The 14547-nt window shown below is 65.9% G+C and carries 15 protein-coding genes; 9 read left to right on the top strand and 6 right to left on the bottom strand.

Features of this window, described 5'->3' with window-relative positions; all coding sequences use genetic code 11:
- The first annotated feature begins 154 nt into the window (after positions 1 to 154).
- Genes DV704_RS00145 through DV704_RS00115 form a run of 7 tightly spaced genes read left to right on the top strand, consistent with a single transcriptional unit; the run spans position 155 to position 7347 of the window.
- The gene (locus DV704_RS00145) at positions 155 to 925 is read left to right on the top strand and encodes an ABC transporter ATP-binding protein (protein ID WP_114797538.1); all 771 of its coding nucleotides are present in this window, start codon (positions 155 to 157) and stop codon (positions 923 to 925) included.
- Positions 915 to 2873: a long-chain fatty acid--CoA ligase gene (locus DV704_RS00140; RefSeq protein WP_233498176.1), complete on the top strand. Its 1959-nt coding sequence runs from the start codon at positions 915 to 917 to the stop codon at positions 2871 to 2873. The genes DV704_RS00145 and DV704_RS00140 overlap by 11 nt, the downstream gene beginning before the upstream one ends.
- Before the next feature lie 9 nt (positions 2874 to 2882).
- Complete coding sequence (locus tag DV704_RS00135) at positions 2883 to 3791, top strand: branched-chain amino acid ABC transporter permease (protein ID WP_114797536.1); 909 nt, start codon at positions 2883 to 2885, stop codon at positions 3789 to 3791.
- A gap of 21 nt (positions 3792 to 3812) precedes the next feature.
- Positions 3813 to 4889 (top strand): branched-chain amino acid ABC transporter permease, encoded by a 1077-nt coding sequence (locus tag DV704_RS00130; protein ID WP_114797535.1) that lies wholly within the window; start codon positions 3813 to 3815, stop codon positions 4887 to 4889.
- A 40-nt stretch (positions 4890 to 4929) separates the two neighbouring features.
- Positions 4930 to 6138 carry an ABC transporter substrate-binding protein gene (locus DV704_RS00125; protein WP_114797534.1) on the top strand — a complete coding sequence of 403 codons (1209 nt, stop codon included), beginning with the start codon at positions 4930 to 4932 and terminating at the stop codon, positions 6136 to 6138.
- 7 nt (positions 6139 to 6145) lie between these two features.
- The gene (locus tag DV704_RS00120) at positions 6146 to 6964 is read left to right on the top strand and encodes an ABC transporter ATP-binding protein (RefSeq protein ID WP_114797533.1); all 819 of its coding nucleotides are present in this window, start codon (positions 6146 to 6148) and stop codon (positions 6962 to 6964) included.
- Between the two features lie 53 nt (positions 6965 to 7017).
- Positions 7018 to 7347: a metal-sulfur cluster assembly factor gene (locus tag DV704_RS00115; RefSeq protein ID WP_114797532.1), complete on the top strand. Its 330-nt coding sequence runs from the start codon at positions 7018 to 7020 to the stop codon at positions 7345 to 7347.
- Here DV704_RS00115 and DV704_RS00110 read toward each other — a convergent pair.
- Both DV704_RS00110 and DV704_RS00105 read right to left on the bottom strand, forming a co-directional pair.
- On the bottom strand, positions 7337 to 7750 hold the full coding sequence (locus DV704_RS00110; protein ID WP_114797531.1) for a DUF3197 domain-containing protein: 414 nt from the start codon (positions 7748 to 7750) through the stop codon (positions 7337 to 7339). The two genes, DV704_RS00115 and DV704_RS00110, sit on opposite strands and share 11 nt — an antisense overlap.
- Positions 7751 to 7759: 9 nt before the next feature.
- Complete coding sequence (locus DV704_RS00105) at positions 7760 to 8173, bottom strand: thiol-disulfide oxidoreductase DCC family protein (protein ID WP_114797530.1); 414 nt, start codon at positions 8171 to 8173, stop codon at positions 7760 to 7762.
- Positions 8174 to 8255: 82 nt separating this feature from the next.
- On the opposite strand from DV704_RS00105, the gene DV704_RS00100 reads away from it, so the two are divergent.
- Positions 8256 to 8621, top strand: coding sequence for a hypothetical protein (locus DV704_RS00100; RefSeq protein ID WP_114797529.1), 366 nt, complete (start codon positions 8256 to 8258; stop codon positions 8619 to 8621).
- Here the strand turns inward: DV704_RS00100 and DV704_RS00095 are convergent.
- Both DV704_RS00095 and DV704_RS12135 read right to left on the bottom strand, forming a co-directional pair.
- Positions 8618 to 9904, bottom strand: a complete 1287-nt coding sequence (locus tag DV704_RS00095) for a MiaB/RimO family radical SAM methylthiotransferase (protein ID WP_114797981.1) — start codon at positions 9902 to 9904, stop codon at positions 8618 to 8620. The two genes, DV704_RS00100 and DV704_RS00095, sit on opposite strands and share 4 nt — an antisense overlap.
- 42 nt (positions 9905 to 9946) lie before the next feature.
- Positions 9947 to 10384: a hypothetical protein gene (locus tag DV704_RS12135; protein ID WP_158539587.1), complete on the bottom strand. Its 438-nt coding sequence runs from the start codon at positions 10382 to 10384 to the stop codon at positions 9947 to 9949.
- 91 nt (positions 10385 to 10475) lie between these two features.
- On the opposite strand from DV704_RS12135, the gene DV704_RS00085 reads away from it, so the two are divergent.
- Positions 10476 to 11390, top strand: a complete 915-nt coding sequence (locus DV704_RS00085) for a threonine/serine dehydratase (RefSeq protein ID WP_114797528.1) — start codon at positions 10476 to 10478, stop codon at positions 11388 to 11390.
- Here the strand turns inward: DV704_RS00085 and DV704_RS00080 are convergent.
- Together DV704_RS00080 and DV704_RS00075 are read right to left on the bottom strand one after the other, a co-directional pair.
- On the bottom strand, positions 11387 to 12550 hold the full coding sequence (locus tag DV704_RS00080; protein WP_114797527.1) for a M28 family metallopeptidase: 1164 nt from the start codon (positions 12548 to 12550) through the stop codon (positions 11387 to 11389). The genes DV704_RS00085 and DV704_RS00080 overlap by 4 nt on opposite strands.
- 46 nt (positions 12551 to 12596) lie before the next feature.
- Positions 12597 to 14528 carry a DNA topoisomerase subunit B gene (locus tag DV704_RS00075; protein ID WP_114797526.1) on the bottom strand — a complete coding sequence of 644 codons (1932 nt, stop codon included), beginning with the start codon at positions 14526 to 14528 and terminating at the stop codon, positions 12597 to 12599.
- Between the last annotated feature and the right edge of the window lie 19 nt (positions 14529 to 14547).

Below are 14547 nucleotides of genomic sequence, written 5' to 3'. Positions count from 1 at the left end.
TTCCGCCATTTTTGCAATGCAACGTTTTTTTGTTTTGTCATCCGCAAAGCGTTGACACTCGCCCCGGACCTCGGCTATACTTCGCCCCAACCAAACGCTTGTGAGCTCGCTGACCAAGCTTCGGCAACTTTCTGGCGGTGTATGAGCAGGAGGCATGGTGCAACTCAGGGTTGAGAAGGTCACACTCAGTTTCGGCGGGGTGCGGGCCCTGAGCGAGGTCTCGCTCGAGGTGGCCCCAGGCGAGCTGGTCTCGGTCATTGGCCCCAACGGGGCAGGCAAAACCAGCCTGCTCAACTGCATCTCGGGCTTCTACCACCCAGACTCGGGGCGCATCACCTTCGAGGGCCACGACCTGACCCACGCCTCGCCCCACCAGGTCACCAAATACGGCATCGCCCGGGCCTTCCAAAACATCGAGCTCTTCACCGGCATGACCGTGCTGGAAAACCTCCTGATGGCCCGGCACACCTTTGGCCGGTATAGCCTGTGGGACAACCTCTGGTTCTACGGCCGGGCCTTGCGGGTGAGCGTGGAGAACCGCCGATTTTGCGAGGAAATCATAGACTTCATGGAGCTCGAGCCCTACCGCAAGGCCCTGGTGGGTGACCTGCCGTATGGGGTGCGCAAGCGGGTGGAGGTGGCCCGAGCCCTGGCCCTCTCTCCCAAACTCCTTCTGCTGGACGAGCCCATGGCCGGGATGACGCTGGAGGAAAAGGAAGACATGGTGCGCTTCATCCTGGACATCCGGGCCGAACGGGGCACCACCATCGTCCTCATCGAGCACGACCTGGGGGTGGTGATGGACATCTCCGACCGCATCTATGTGCTCGACTTCGGCCAGGTCATCGCCGAGGGACTGCCCGAAGAGGTCAGCCGGAACCCGCGGGTGCAGGAGGCCTACGTGGGGGTGGACCATGCCGCCTGAGAAACCCCCGATGCCCCAGGGCTACGAGCTCAAGAAGTACACCCTACCCCAGGTACTGCGCCTTCGCGCCCTCCACACCCCAGGGAAGGTGGCCCTGCGGCACAAGGAGTTCGGCGTCTGGAACGAGATCACCTACGCCGACTACTACCGGCGCGTGACCCGCTTCGCTGCGGGGCTGCTGGCCTTGGGCTTCCAGAAGGGGGAGCGGCTGGCCATCATCGCCGACAACATCCCCGAGTGGCTCTACGCCGAGCTGGGCACCCAGGCCGCAGGGGGCATCTCGGTGGGGGTCTACCAGTCCTCTTTGCCCCCCGAAATCGCCTACGTGCTCTCCTACACCGGGGCGGCCTTTGTGCTGGCCGAGGACCAGGAGCAGGTGGACAAACTCCTGGAGATAAGAAGCGAGATTCCCACCGTCCGCAAGGTCATCTACGAGGACCCCAGGGGCATGCGGGCTTACAAGAACGACCCCTGGCTGCTGAGCTACGCCGAGCTCGAGCAGCTCGGGGAGGCCTACCTGCAGCAGCACCCCCAGGCGGTCGAGGAGCGCATCGCCCAGGGCAACGCCGAGGAGGTCTGCCACCTCTCCCTCACCTCCGGCACCACTGGCCGGCCCAAGGCCGCCATGCTCCGCCACCGCAACCTGTTGCACATGGGGGTGGCCTTGCAGGAGGTAGACCCCTTGGAGCCCACCGACGACTACCTCTCCTTCCTGCCCTTCGCCTGGATCGGAGAACAGATGATGTCGGTGGGCATGGCCCTGGCGGGAGGCTTCGCGGTCAACTTCCCCGAGTCCATCGAGACCGCCATGAACGACCTAAAGGAGATCGGCCCCCACGTGATGTTCAGCCCCCCCAGGGTCTGGGAGGGCACCCAGAGCCAGATCTGGGTGCGCATCTCCGAGACCTACGCCTTCAACCGCTGGGTCTACCACCAGATGCTCAAGATCGGCTACCGGGCCGCCGACTACCGCATGCGGGGCCGGCCGATGCCCCTGGGGCTGCGCCTGGCCTACTGGTTCGCTGACCTAATCATGTTCAGGCCCCTGCGCGACCAGCTTGGCTTCTTGCGCCTGCGCCGGGCCTATACCGGGGGGGCGGCTTTGGGGCCCGAGGTCTTCCGCTTCTACCACGCCATCGGGGTCAACCTCAAGCAGATCTACGGCCAGACCGAGATCATCGGCATCGCCTTCGTCCACCGCGACGGCGACGTGAGGGCCGACACGGTGGGGCTCCCCATCCCTGGAGGTGAGGTGCGAATCAGCGAGCGGGGCGAGATCCTCTGCCGCTCGGATGCGGTGGTGGCAGGCTACTGGCAGAACCCCGAGGCCACCGCCGAGACCTTCAAGGACGGCTGGCTACACACCGGGGATGCCGGCTACCTGACCCCAGAGGGCCACCTGGTGGTCATCGACCGGGTTTCGGACGTGATGCACACCAGCACGGGCCAGATGTTCAGCCCCCAGTTCATCGAGAACAAGCTCAAGTTCAGCCCCTACATCAAGGAGGCGGTGGTCTTCGGCGACCAACGGCCCTACATCACGGCCTTCATCAACGTGGACCCCCAGACCGTGGGCAAGTGGGCTGAGGACCGCAGAATTGCCTACACCACCTACCTCGACCTCTCGCAAAAGCCCCAGGTGGCCGAACTCATCCGCAAGGAGGTGCAGGCGGTGAACGAAAGCCTGCCTGAGGCCCTGCGCATCCGGCGCTTCGTGCTTCTCTACAAACTCCTGGACGCCGACGACGACGAGCTGACCCGCACCGGCAAGGTGCGCCGTAAGTTCATCCAGCAGCGCTACCAGACCCTGGTGGAAGCGCTGTACAGCGGGATAGAGCAAGTGCGGGTAGAGACCGAGTTCAAGTACCAGGACGGTTCGGTGCAGCGGGTCTCGACCGAGGTGCGCGTCCTCGAGGCCAGCACCGCCAAGGACCTGGTGGGCGCATAAGGAGGGGATGTGACCGACTTCCTGCAAAACCTCATCTCCGGGATTGCGGTGGGCTGCATTTATGCCCTGGCTGCCCTGGGATTTGTCCTCATCTACAAGTCGAGCCGGGTCATCAACTTCGCCAACGGCCAACTTATCGCCATCGGGGCTTTCACGGCCTACGCCCTGGCGGTCTGGATGGGGCTGCCGGTGCTTCTGGCCGCCCTGCTGGCCCTCCTCCTCACCGCCCTCCTTGGCTTTGTGGTGGAACGCGTCTTCCTGCGGCGGCTGGTGGGCCAGCCCATCATCTCAGTCATCATGGTCACCATCGGCCTGGCTAGCGTGCTGGACGGGCTGATGTACCTGACCCCCTTTGGCTCGGGCAACTTCACTTTTCCGCCCTTCCTGCCCCCGGGGGGCCTGAACCTGGGGGGGCTCAATATCTCCTACCCCCAGCTCCTAGCCATCGGCTTTACCGTGGTTTTCCTGCTGATGTTCGGCTGGTTCTTCCAGCGCTCGGTGCTGGGCATCGCCATGCGGGCCGTGGCCGACGACCAGATGGCCTCCATGAGCCTTGGGGTCTCTGTGGAAAAGGTCTTCGCCCTGGCCTGGGCCATCGCCGGGCTTACCGCCGCCGCAGCGGGCATCGTGGTGGGGATGGTCTCGGGGCTAAACCAAGACAGCCTCATCGCCATTGGACTGGCGGTCTTCCCGGCGGTGATCCTGGGCGGGCTGGACTCGGTGCCAGGGGCAGTGGTGGGAGGCATCATCATCGGTGTGCTGCAGTCCTTCTCCACCGCCTACCTAGACCCCCTGCTCACCCAGGTAGGCCTGGTGGGGGGCGGCTCACAGTACGCGATGCCCTTCGTGGTCCTCCTCATCATGCTCTGGTTCAAGCCACACGGGCTTTTCGGCACCGAGGAGATCGAACGGGTATGAGGGAGCCACAAGGAGGTGCCCATGCGTAACCCCTGGGCCCAGACCGGCAACTACCGCACTTCCTACGCGCAGGACACCACCATCTTCGCCAACTACCGCGAGATTGTCTCGGTAGGGCTGCTTCTGGTGGCGCTCTGCCTGCTGCCGCTTTTCCTCGAGCGCTCCCAGGTGCTGGTTCTGAACTTCATCCTGATATACGCCATCGCTGTGCTGGGGCTCAACATCACCACCGGCTACGCCGGGCTCATCAGCATAGGTCAGGCTGCCTTCATGGGGGTAGGGGCCTACACCGTGGCCCTTACCGCACCCAGCCTTCCCTTCTGGCTGACCCTTCCCTTAGGCGGCCTGGCCGCGGCCGTGGCCGGCTTTCTGGTCGGCATCCCCTCGCTGCGCGTCAAACACCTCTACCTGGCCCTGGCCACGCTGGCCTTTCAGGAGATTTTCGTCTGGGTGGTGGGGCGGAGCCCGGCGCTGGCCCAGGGAGCCGCCATCCCGGTAGAGATGCGGAATTTTCTGGGCCTGGAAATCACCTTTCGCAACCACAACTACTTCTGGTACTACGTAATCCTGTTCGTGCTGGTGCTCATGGTCATAGCCTGGCGCAACCTCCTGCGGGGTAAGTATGGCCGGGCCCTCATCGCGGTGCGGGACAACGACCGTGCCGCCGACGCCATGGGCATGGACCCCGGCCGCACCAAGCTCTTCGCCTTTGCCCTGGGGGCCTTCTATGGGGGGGTAGCCGGGGGGCTGCTGGCTTACCTGCAGCGGGCCGTGGTGGTGGAGGAGTTCACCCTGGCCCGCTCGGTGGCCCTGCTGGCCATGGCCATCGTGGGGGGTCTGGGCACGGTGGTGGGCAGCCTGCTGGGCCCGGCCTTCATCGAGTTTTTGCGGCTTGGGGTGGAGCGCCTCTCCGAGTGGATGAAGGCCAACCCTTTCATTCAGAGCATCACCCCGGCCGGGGTGGACGTGGCCTCGGCCCTGCTGCCGCTCTCGTTTGGCCTGGTGATCGTGCTTTTCCTAATCTTCGAGCCCCGGGGGCTTTACAACTGGTGGCGCCTGGTGCGAAGTTATTTCCGTACCTGGCCGTTCAAGTACTGAGGGCAACACCGCGGCAAGCGCGTTGCAACGAGGAGGCAACATGAAGCGAGCGATGGTTTTGGGCATCTTCCTGGTTCTGGGTCTGGTTCTGGCCCAAGGGCGCACGGTTACCCTGCTCTGGTCAGGGGCCATCACCGGCCCCACCTCGGACGTGGGGGGGCCCTACGCAGCAGGAATTGAGGACTACTGCCGCTACGCCAACGAACAGCGGCTCATCCCTGGCGTGACCCTGAACTGCATCGTGCGGGACGACCAGTACCAAAACCCCAACACCCAGCGCATCCTGGAGGAGGCCCTGGACCGGTCCAGGCCGGCCATCTACCTGGGCTACTCCACCGGGGCCATGCTCCAGCTCAAACCCCTCATCAACGAGGTCAGGCTGCCCACCATCCCGGCCTCGGCCCACATCGGCCTGATCGACCCCCCCAACCACCAGTACTTCTTCCTGCCCGTAAGCAGCTACTCCGAGCAAGTGGTGGCGCTGATGGAGTACATCAACCGCACCGAAAGAAACGCCCGCATCGCCCTGGTGGTAAACCCCAGCCCCTTTGGCCGCGCGGTGGTGGACCACGCCCGGCGGGCGGCCCAGCGGCTCGGGCAGACCATCGTGGACGTGCGCGAGGTGGGGGGCGGGAATCTGGACAACACCGCGCTTCTGCGGGCGCTGGATGCGGCGGGGGTGCAGTACATCATCCACCAAAACGTGGCGGGGCCGGTGGCCAACATCCTCAAGGACGCCAAACGGCTGGGCCTCGACCGCAAGATCAAGCAGATGGGCGCGGTGTACACCGGCGGGTCCGACCTGCTCCGGCTGGCGGGCGACGCGGCCGAGGGGTACCTCTGGGCCAGCAGCTACTACACCCTGGACGAAAACACCCCCGGCATCAACCTGCAGAAGCAGCTCGCTGCTCGGTACAACCGCAGCGCCGACATCCTGAACTCCACCAACTACACCGCAGGGATGCTGGCCGCGGCCATCGCAGTGGAGGCCATGCGGCGGGCAGCCCAGCGCTTCAACGGGCGGATCGACAACGAGACCGTCTACCAGAGCATCATCGGGATGAACGGCCCCAACGCCTTCCGGCCAGGTTTTGCGGTCTCCACCAAGGCCGGCATTGAGATCGACTTCACCCGGAGCGAGCAGACCGGGGCCGAGGGGCTGCGGGTGCTGGAGGTACGGGGAGGCAAGTTCGTACCCATAACCGAACCCTTTACTTCGGCCCTCTTCCGCCAGGTGAGGAACCCCTGAGGCTGTTATGCGCCCCGAGGAACTGGGTCCGATTTTGCTCGAGGTCAACAACATCGAGGTGGTCTACAAGGACATCATCCAGGTGCTGCGGGGGGTGTCCTTGAAGGTGCCCGAGGGGCAGATCACCGCGCTTCTAGGCCCCAACGGGGCGGGCAAGACCACCACCCTGCGGGCCATCTCGGGGCTCCTTTTGCCCGAGGACGGGCGGGTGGTCGCGGGCTCCATCCTCTACCGCGGAGCCAACATCGCCAACCGCCCGCCCGAGGACATCGTGCGCATGGGCATCGTGCAGGTGCCCGAGGGACGGCGGGTCTTCAAGCACCTCACCGTGGAGGAAAACCTGCGGGTGGGCTCCATATCCCGGCGGGATGGGGCCCAGGTGAAGGAAGACCTGGAGCGCATCTACCACTACTTTCCCCGCCTGGCCGCCCTCCGGACTCGGTTAGCCGGCTACTGTTCGGGAGGGGAGCAGCAGATGCTCTCCATCGGGCGAGCCCTCCTGGCGAAGCCCAGGCTGCTGCTTTTGGACGAGCCCAGCCTGGGCCTGGCCCCTCTTTTGGTACGGGAAATCTTCGATATTGTGGCCCAGATCAACGCAGAGGAAGGGGTCACGGTGCTGGTGGTGGAGCAAAACGCCCGGGTGGCCCTGTCGGTGGCCCACTACGGCTACATCATGGAATCTGGGCGCATTGCCCTGGAAGGCCCTCGAGCGGACCTGGAGACCAACCCCGACGTAAAGGAGTTTTACCTGGGGGTCGCCAAGTCGGGGGGGCGCAAGAGCTTCAAGGAGGTCAAGAGCTACCGCCGGCGCAAGCGCTTCATGTAGGCTTTGCAACCCAGGGCAGCCTGCGAGGGTGTTCGCCGGGGTAGGATGAAGGCATGAGCGAGGCAACGCTGCCCACCAAGGAACAGGTACTGGAAGCCCTCAAAGTGGTGCGCGACCCGGAGATTCCCGTCAACGTGGTGGACCTGGGCCTGGTCTACGACGCCGAGGTGAAGGAGGGGGGCATCGTGGATATCACCATGACCCTCACGGCCATCGGCTGCCCGGCCCAGGACATCGTCAAAGCCGATGCCGAGCTCGCAGTTATGCGGCTACCAGGGGTGAACGCGGTGAATGTGGAGTTCGTCTGGACCCCTCCCTGGACACCGGCTCGCATGACCGAGGAGGGCAAGCGCCAGATGCGGATGTTTGGCTTCAACGTTTGAGCCCCGCGCCGCGAAGGTTGGCAAATAGAGCAGGGTCGGCAGGGTTGGCGGTGGCCAGGAGGGTTTTCAGCAGTTCATCCTCGTCCAGCTTAAAGAGAGCAGCATAGCGCGAGGGCGGGATGATGGCCTCGCGGAACTCGCTTACGCCCCGCTCGAGGAGCCAGCGGGTAAGGGCCTCCAAGGCTGCCTCCCCCTCCGCCCCGAACCGGGGACCAAAGGCATCCAGCCCGAGCACCCGGTGCCGACCCTCCCGCACAAAGACCGCGTAGCGGGCCTGGGAGCGCTGGTCCTGCCAATCGGTGATGTAGGTCACCACCGCCTGGGAAAAGTCCACCCCCCTAAGCGCCTCTTTGAGCGCGTCGAGGGTCTCCTGCGGCGCGCCGCGAACACCCACGATTTCCATAGTTGGATTCTATCCGGCCCCGCCGTCCAAGAAGCGCTCCTTTAGCTCAGGGGTGGGCCGCCAGCAGGCCTCCTGGCGGCCAAAAATGCGGTAGCGGTGACGGGCCACCAGGCGGTAGAGGCCATCCCGCAGCGGCCTGGGCAGATGCCGCAGGGCGTAGAGCCAGGCGTAGCCCGGCAGGCGGCGCAGGATGGCCAGGGCCGCATCGGACTCGAGGTAGACCCGGTTCCCCTCGATTACCACCACGCTATCCGCCAGGGGGGTGCCCCCCAGGCCGTAGCGCCGGAGCAAGGCCTGGCCCACCTCGGACTGCTGCGCGGCAAAGCGGAAACGCCCCTCGGGGTCGTGGCGCAGGATGAAGCGCACCACCCCGTTGCAAAGGTTGCACACCCCATCGAAAAGCACGACGGTGTGGCTCTCCATAGCCCTAGCCTAGCGCAGACAGGCGGCGATAGTGTTGACCGCGGCGCTTTTGGGCAGGTCCCGATAGTATAGTCTCTAAAACATGGGAAACCTGAGTGCGCGCGCCTTGTGGACCGGCATTTTCCTGATCATCGTCTCCACCGTGGCGGTGATGGGCTCCAAGCTTACCCCCACCGCCCTGCTTCCAGGCCTGCTGGGACTGGCCATCGCCCTGATGGGCCTCTGGGCCGACAGGAGCCCAGCCCAGGCCCCGCTCGCCCTGAAAATCGCCCTGGGCCTGGCAGTGCTGGGCCTCCTGGGCTCCTTGCGGGGGGTGCCTGAGTTCATCACCCTGCTCTCGGGCGGCACGGTCGAGCGGCCCATGGCCGCCACCGCCCAGTTTGCCACCGTCTTTATATGCCTAGCCTTCGTGGTGCGCTACCTGGTGGAAAGCCGGCGCAAGGCTTAGGAAGCGGGCTCTTCCTTTAGGGCCTCCACCCGGCCCTGGAGGGTGTAGCCCGCCACCGCTTCCACCCGCGCCCACACCGTCTGGCCCACCCGGGCGGGGCCTGTAAGCTCGGCCTGGTAGTAGTCCGGGGTGTGGCCGTAGGCCCTATCCCCCCGGAAACTCTCCACCAGTACCTCTACCCGGCTTCCCAGCAGGGGCCGCATCCGCTCCTCGGCCAAGCGCTGGGCGAGCAAAGTGAGCTCGCGGTTGCGGCGCTTGCGCACCTCGAGGGGCACCTGCGGCAACGAGGCGGCGCGGGTTTTGGGGCGGGGGGTGTAGGTGAAGACGTGCACCCGGCTGGGCCGGAGTTCTTCCAAAAAGGCCAGGGTCTCCTGGTGCTCGGCCTCGGTCTCGGTGGGCAGGCCGGCGATTACATCGGTGGTAAGGGCGAAACCGGGGATGAGGTCGTAGGCCCGCTCCACCAGGGCACGATAGTAAGCCTTGCTGTAGCGGCGGCCCATCAGGGCCAAAAGCCGGTCGGAACCGGTCTGCAGGCTCAGGTGGAGGTGGGGACGCACCTGGGGGGCGAAACGGCGCATAACCTGCAAAAGCTCCTCCCCGGTGTCCTCGGGCTCGATGGAGGAGAGCCGCACCTTGGCCCCCATCCCAGCCAGCTCCTCCACCAACCCCGCAATCCCCCCCGGGTGTCCTCGATAAGAACCCAGCCGCACCCCGGTGAGCACAATCTCCTGCACCCCAGCTCGCAGAAGGGCCCTGGCCTCCTCCAGAGCATCGCGGTACTCGCGGTGGCGCTCACGGCCGCGCAAGCGGGGAATGATGCAGTAAGCACACCCTGCGTTGCAGCCGTCCTGCACCTTGATAAAGGCCCGCACGTAGTTGTTCAGCAACCCCCGCTCGCCCGCCCCCCAAAACTCGTTGGGGGGGGTGGTGAGGGGGTCGGCGGGCAGGCCAAAGCGCTGCAGGATTATCCCCGGCAGCTCGGCCTTGCGGCGGTTGGGCACCACCGCGTCGGCCCCCAGCTCGGCAAGCAGCTCGGGGGCCAGCTCGGCATAGCAACCGGTGACCACGACAAAGGCCTCTGGATTGGCCCGCCGCGCCCTGCGCACCTCCTTGCGGGCATCCGACTCAGCGCTGGTGGTCACCGCGCAGGTGTTGATGACCACCAAATCGGCCCCGGCTTCCAGGGGCACCACCACCGGGTCCAGGGCCTTTAGAAGACCCACCAGCGCGTCCGACTCCACCTGGTTGACCTTGCAACCAAGCGTCCGGACCGAAAGCCGCAACCCTCCCACCAGGGGGCATTCTGGGGTAAGAAAAGGCGCCGGTCAAGGTTCGACGATAACCAAAGTCCCCACGTCCTCTTCCCCATCGTTGCCCGCCGCCCAGGCCTGCCGCACCCCTTGCAGCTCCTCCACATGGCCTGGGAGCTGGGCCACGGGCAGGAAACGCCTTTCAATCCGCTGCAAAAGCTCCGGCGTGGCCGTTTGCACCGCGGTAGGGAGGTGCAAAAGCTCGGGCACCTGCACCGCGTAGATTTCCGCCAGGTGGTGCAGGGCCTCCAGCACCTCGGTGGCCGAGACCAGGCCCCGCCCCACCACCCGACGGGGCGACCCCTCCCCCTCCGGAATGCTGACCGCGTACAGGTCAAACCCCTCCCCATGCCGCCACACCCAGAGTTTGAGCAGGCCGCTCAGAAGGGGAAGCCGGGCCGCCAGCATCTGGCCCACCTCGAGCTCGTAAATAGCCTCGGCAAGAGGGCGCATGGGGCCAGCGTAGCCCACGGGCGGAGGGCGGGGCGGGTTTTCCTTCCGTTAATCGGCAGGTCGGCGTTACACCAGGTCTTAGCATGGAAGCGTGCTGAACCTGGAAGACATAGAGGCCGCTGCCCGGCGCATAGCCCCCCACATCCACCGTACCCCGGTGCTCAAAAGCCAAAGCCTGAACGAAAAACTGGGCAAAGAAATTTACTTCAAGGCCGAGCACCTGCAAAAAACCGGCAGCTTCAAGGTGCGGGGGGCGCTCAACGCGGCCCTCCAGCTTCAGGGGCCCAAAGGCCTAATCGCGGTATCCTCCGGCAATCACGCCCAGGGGGTAGCCTACGCCGCGCGCACCCTGGGGCTTCCCGCCCTGGTGGTCATGCCCCAGGACGCCTCCCCCACCAAGAAGGCCGCCACCCGCGCCTACGGAGCCCGGGTCTTCGACCAGGGGGTGACGGTGGAGAACCGGGAGGCCATAGCCCAGGGGCTGGCCAGGGAAACGGGCTATGCCCTCATCCACCCTTTCGACGACCCTAGGGTCATGGCCGGCCAGGGCACCCTAGCGCTGGAGCTTCTAGCCCAGGTGGAGGCCTTTGATGCGGTGCTGGTGGCCGTAGGGGGTGGGGGGCTTATCGCGGGGGTGGCCACGGCCCTCAAGGCCCTGCGCCCCGAGATTGAGGTGATCGGAGTGGAGCCTGAAGGGGCCCACGACGCCCAGCAGAGCCTGGCAGCCGGCCGCCGGGTGGCCCTGTCCCAGGCCCCCAGAACCGTGGCCGACGCGGTCCGCACCTTAGTGGTGGGGGAACAGACCTTCCCCGTGATGCAGCGCCTCGTCGGCCGCATCCTGGTGGTCCCTGATGCGGTCACGCTGCAGGCCCAGCGCCTCATACTTGAACGGCTCAAGCAGGTGGTGGAGCCCACCGCGGCCTTGGCCCTGGCGCCGGCGCTGATGGACTACCCCCTGCCGCAGCGGCTGGCGGTGGTGCTCTGCGGTGGGAACTGGCTGCCCTAGCGCAGCAGGCGCTCCAGGATGCCCCGCACCACCTGGGCTGTCTGGGCCATAAGGGCCGGGTCGGCGTAGGTGTCGGTGGGGCGGTGGTAGTTGGGGTCCAGGCCGCGGAAGAAGAAAAGCACCGGTACCCCGGCCTGGGCAAAGGGCACGTGGTCGCTGCCCCCGCCGGGGGCGCCACCACAGAGGACCGCAACCGCCTCGCAGTCGGCCAGAGCCCGGAGCTCCGGGCTACCGCCGATGCCCAAGCGGCCGTTCACGTCCACCCCCACCATGTCCAGGTTGAGCATGGCGCGCAGCCCTTGCACCAACCCGGGGTACTCCTCCACGAAGCGCCGGGAGCCCCAGAGCCCATCCTCCTCCCCGTCGAAGAAAACGAACCAGGTGCGCTCTGCTATGGGATGGCTGGCGAGCACCCGGGCCAGCTCGAGGACCGTCACCGTGCCCGAGGCGTTGTCGTTGGCCCCCGGACTCCCCGGCACCGAGTCGTAGTGGGCGCCCACCAAAACCAGCGGAGGGGCATCCCCCCGCCGGGCAATCACGTTGCGCCCCTGCACCTCCTCGCTAAGAAAGCGCACCTCCAGCACGGCTCGAGCCCCTGCCTCCAAAAGCCGCGCCCCCTCCGCCTGCCCCAGGGTGACGCCTGGAATGGGGCTGCTGCCGCCGAAGGTAAACCGGGTTCCTGAGGGCTCCTCGGTGAGCAAAACCAGCCCCACCGCGCCCCGCTCGGCTGCCAGCCGAGCCTTTTCCAACCCCGGTATGCCGCCCCGGCGCACCACCGCCACCGCTCCCCGCAGGTCCAGCCCGGCGAAGTCGGCTGCCAGCCCGGCCCCCGGCACCACCACCAGCGGCCCCTCTACCCGCCCGGCAGGGCTTCCCGCCACGCCCATCACCGGAAAAGTGGCCCCCCCTACCCGCAAAGAAGAGCCCTGGTCGCGCGTGCGGCTGTAGGTAAAGGGGTGGAGCTCCACGGTGTAGCCCGCCCGGCGCAGCTCCTGGACCAGGTAGGCTCGAGCCGCCGCGGCCGCCTCGCTGCCCGCTACCCGGGGCCCCTGGGCCAGCAGGGCCTCCAGGTCGGCTCGCATCCGCTCGGTCGAGAGGGCCTGGGCCAGGGCCAGCAGAAGGGGCCCCAGAACCAGTGCCCACACCCAAACTTTCCGCATGGCCCCAGGATGCCAGACAGGGGGATGAGTTAGAGTAAAAGCCAGGCTAGACGTCGAGCTGGGCGAAACGGGCGTTCTCCTCGATGAACTCCCGCCGGGGCTGCACCTCAGTGCCCATCAGCTCGTCAAAGATCTGGGCGGCGTAGGCCGCATCCTTCATGTCCACCTTCTTGAGCACCCGCCGGGCCGGGTCCATGGTGGTCTCCCAGAGCTGCTCGGCGTTCATCTCGCCCAGCCCTTTGAAGCGCTGAATCTCGTAGGACCGGCCCTGGAGCTCGGCCAGGGCCTGCTTGAGCGCCTCGTCGTCGTAAAGATAGCGCACCTCCTTGCCCACCCGCAGGGCGTAGAGGGGCGGCTGGGCGATGTAGAGGTAGCCGTGCTCGATGATGGGGCGCATGTAGCGATAGAAGAAGGTGAGCAGAAGGGTACGGATATGCGAGCCGTCCACGTCGGCGTCGGTCATGATGATGATCTTGTGGTAGCGCAGGTTCTCCAGGTTGAAGTGGGCCTCCTCACCATTCTGGCCGCCAATTCCCACCCCAATCGCCGCCACCATGGCCCGTACTTCGGCATTCTTGAGGGCCTTGTTGAGGCCGGCCTTCTCCACGTTTAGGATCTTGCCCCGCAAGGGCAGGATGGCTTGGAAGCGCCGGTCGCGCCCGCTCTTGGCGCTGCCCCCGGCCGAATCGCCCTCCACGATGAAAAGCTCGCTCTCGGCAGGGTCCTCCGACTGGCAGTCGGCCAGCTTGCCCGGCAGGTCGTCGGATTCCAGGGGGTTGGCCCGGCGCACCAGCTCGCGGGCCTTGCGGGCTGCCTCCCGGGCCTGGGCTGCACGCTGGGCCTTCTCATAGATGAGCCGGGCGATGCGGGGGTTTTCCTCCAGGAACTCGGTGAGCTGCTCGTAAACCACCCTGCTCACCGCGGTGCCGGCCTCAGGGTTCAACAGCTTGCCCTTGGTCTGGCCCTCGAACTGGGGCTGGGGTATCTTGACCGAGACCACGCAGGAAAGTCCCTCGAGCAAGTCCTCCCCGCTCGGCTCGAGGTCCTTATCCCGCACCAGGCCAGCCTTCCTGGCATAAGCGTTGAAAGCCCGGGTGTAGGCGGTCTTGAAGCCGGAGACGTGGGTGCCCCCGTCCACGGTCGGGATCATGTTGGCAAAGCTGGACAGTATGGGGGTGTAGCCCTTGGTGTGCACCAGACCCACCTCCACGCCCACCGCTTCCACCTGGCCCTGAAGCAGAATCGGCTTCTCGTACAAAAGCTCCTCGCCGTCGACCTGGTAGCGGGCGAAGGAGCCCACCCCCCCCTTGTCGAAGAAGACCTCCTCCTTGTGGTGGAGCCCATCCCTGAAAACAAGCCGCAGGCCCGCCACCAAAAAGGAGACCTGCCGCAGACGCGCCCTGATACGGCTGGCCTCGAAGCGCTGCTCGAGCCCGAAGATCTCGGGGTCGGGCCGGAAGGTGACCCGGGTGCCCCGCTTGCCCTTGGGGGCGGGGCCCATCACCCGCAGAGGCTGGGTCACCTGGCCCCGGCTGAAGTCGATGCGGTAGTGCTGGCCATCGCGAAAAACCTCCACGGTGGTGAACTCGGAGAGGGCGTTGACCACGCTGGCGCCCACCCCGTGGAGCCCCCCCGAAACCTTGTAAGCCCCTTCCTCGAACTTACCCCCAGCGTGCAGGACAGTGTAAATCACCTCCACCGCCGGTTTCTGCTCCTCGGGCATCAGATCGACGGGTATGCCCCGCCCGTTGTCCTCTACGGTAAGGGAGCCATCTGGGTGAAGGGTGGTGACAATCTCGCTGGCAAAGCCGGCCAGGGCCTCGTCCACCGCGTTGTCCAGGATTTCCTTGAAAAGGTGGTGGTAGCCGTCGGCCTGGGTGCCCCCGATGTACATGGCCGGCCGGTGGCGCACCCCCTCGAGCCCCTTCAGAACCTTGATGGCGGATGCATCGTAGTTGGTGGCAACGTCAGTGCTCACCTATTCATTATACCATGTT

The organism is Meiothermus sp. QL-1 (genome assembly GCF_003351145.1).
Taxonomy (GTDB): domain Bacteria; phylum Deinococcota; class Deinococci; order Deinococcales; family Thermaceae; genus Meiothermus.
Note: the sequence above shows the minus strand (reverse complement) of the source record. Positions and strands in the feature narration are given on the sequence as shown.

Coding starts and splice junctions, on each gene's coding strand:
- DV704_RS00145 (WP_114797538.1), top strand. CDS start 155: ATGGTGCAACTCAGGGTTGAGAAGGTCACACTCAGTTTCGGCGGGGTG.
- DV704_RS00140 (WP_233498176.1), top strand. CDS start 915: ATGCCGCCTGAGAAACCCCCGATGCCCCAGGGCTACGAGCTCAAGAAG.
- DV704_RS00130 (WP_114797535.1), top strand. CDS start 3,813: ATGCGTAACCCCTGGGCCCAGACCGGCAACTACCGCACTTCCTACGCG.
- DV704_RS00125 (WP_114797534.1), top strand. CDS start 4,930: ATGAAGCGAGCGATGGTTTTGGGCATCTTCCTGGTTCTGGGTCTGGTT.
- DV704_RS00120 (WP_114797533.1), top strand. CDS start 6,146: ATGCGCCCCGAGGAACTGGGTCCGATTTTGCTCGAGGTCAACAACATC.
- DV704_RS00115 (WP_114797532.1), top strand. CDS start 7,018: ATGAGCGAGGCAACGCTGCCCACCAAGGAACAGGTACTGGAAGCCCTC.
- DV704_RS00110 (WP_114797531.1), bottom strand. CDS start 7,750: ATGGAAATCGTGGGTGTTCGCGGCGCGCCGCAGGAGACCCTCGACGCG.
- DV704_RS00105 (WP_114797530.1), bottom strand. CDS start 8,173: ATGGAGAGCCACACCGTCGTGCTTTTCGATGGGGTGTGCAACCTTTGC.
- DV704_RS00100 (WP_114797529.1), top strand. CDS start 8,256: ATGGGAAACCTGAGTGCGCGCGCCTTGTGGACCGGCATTTTCCTGATC.
- DV704_RS12135 (WP_158539587.1), bottom strand. CDS start 10,384: ATGCGCCCTCTTGCCGAGGCTATTTACGAGCTCGAGGTGGGCCAGATG.
- DV704_RS00080 (WP_114797527.1), bottom strand. CDS start 12,550: ATGCGGAAAGTTTGGGTGTGGGCACTGGTTCTGGGGCCCCTTCTGCTG.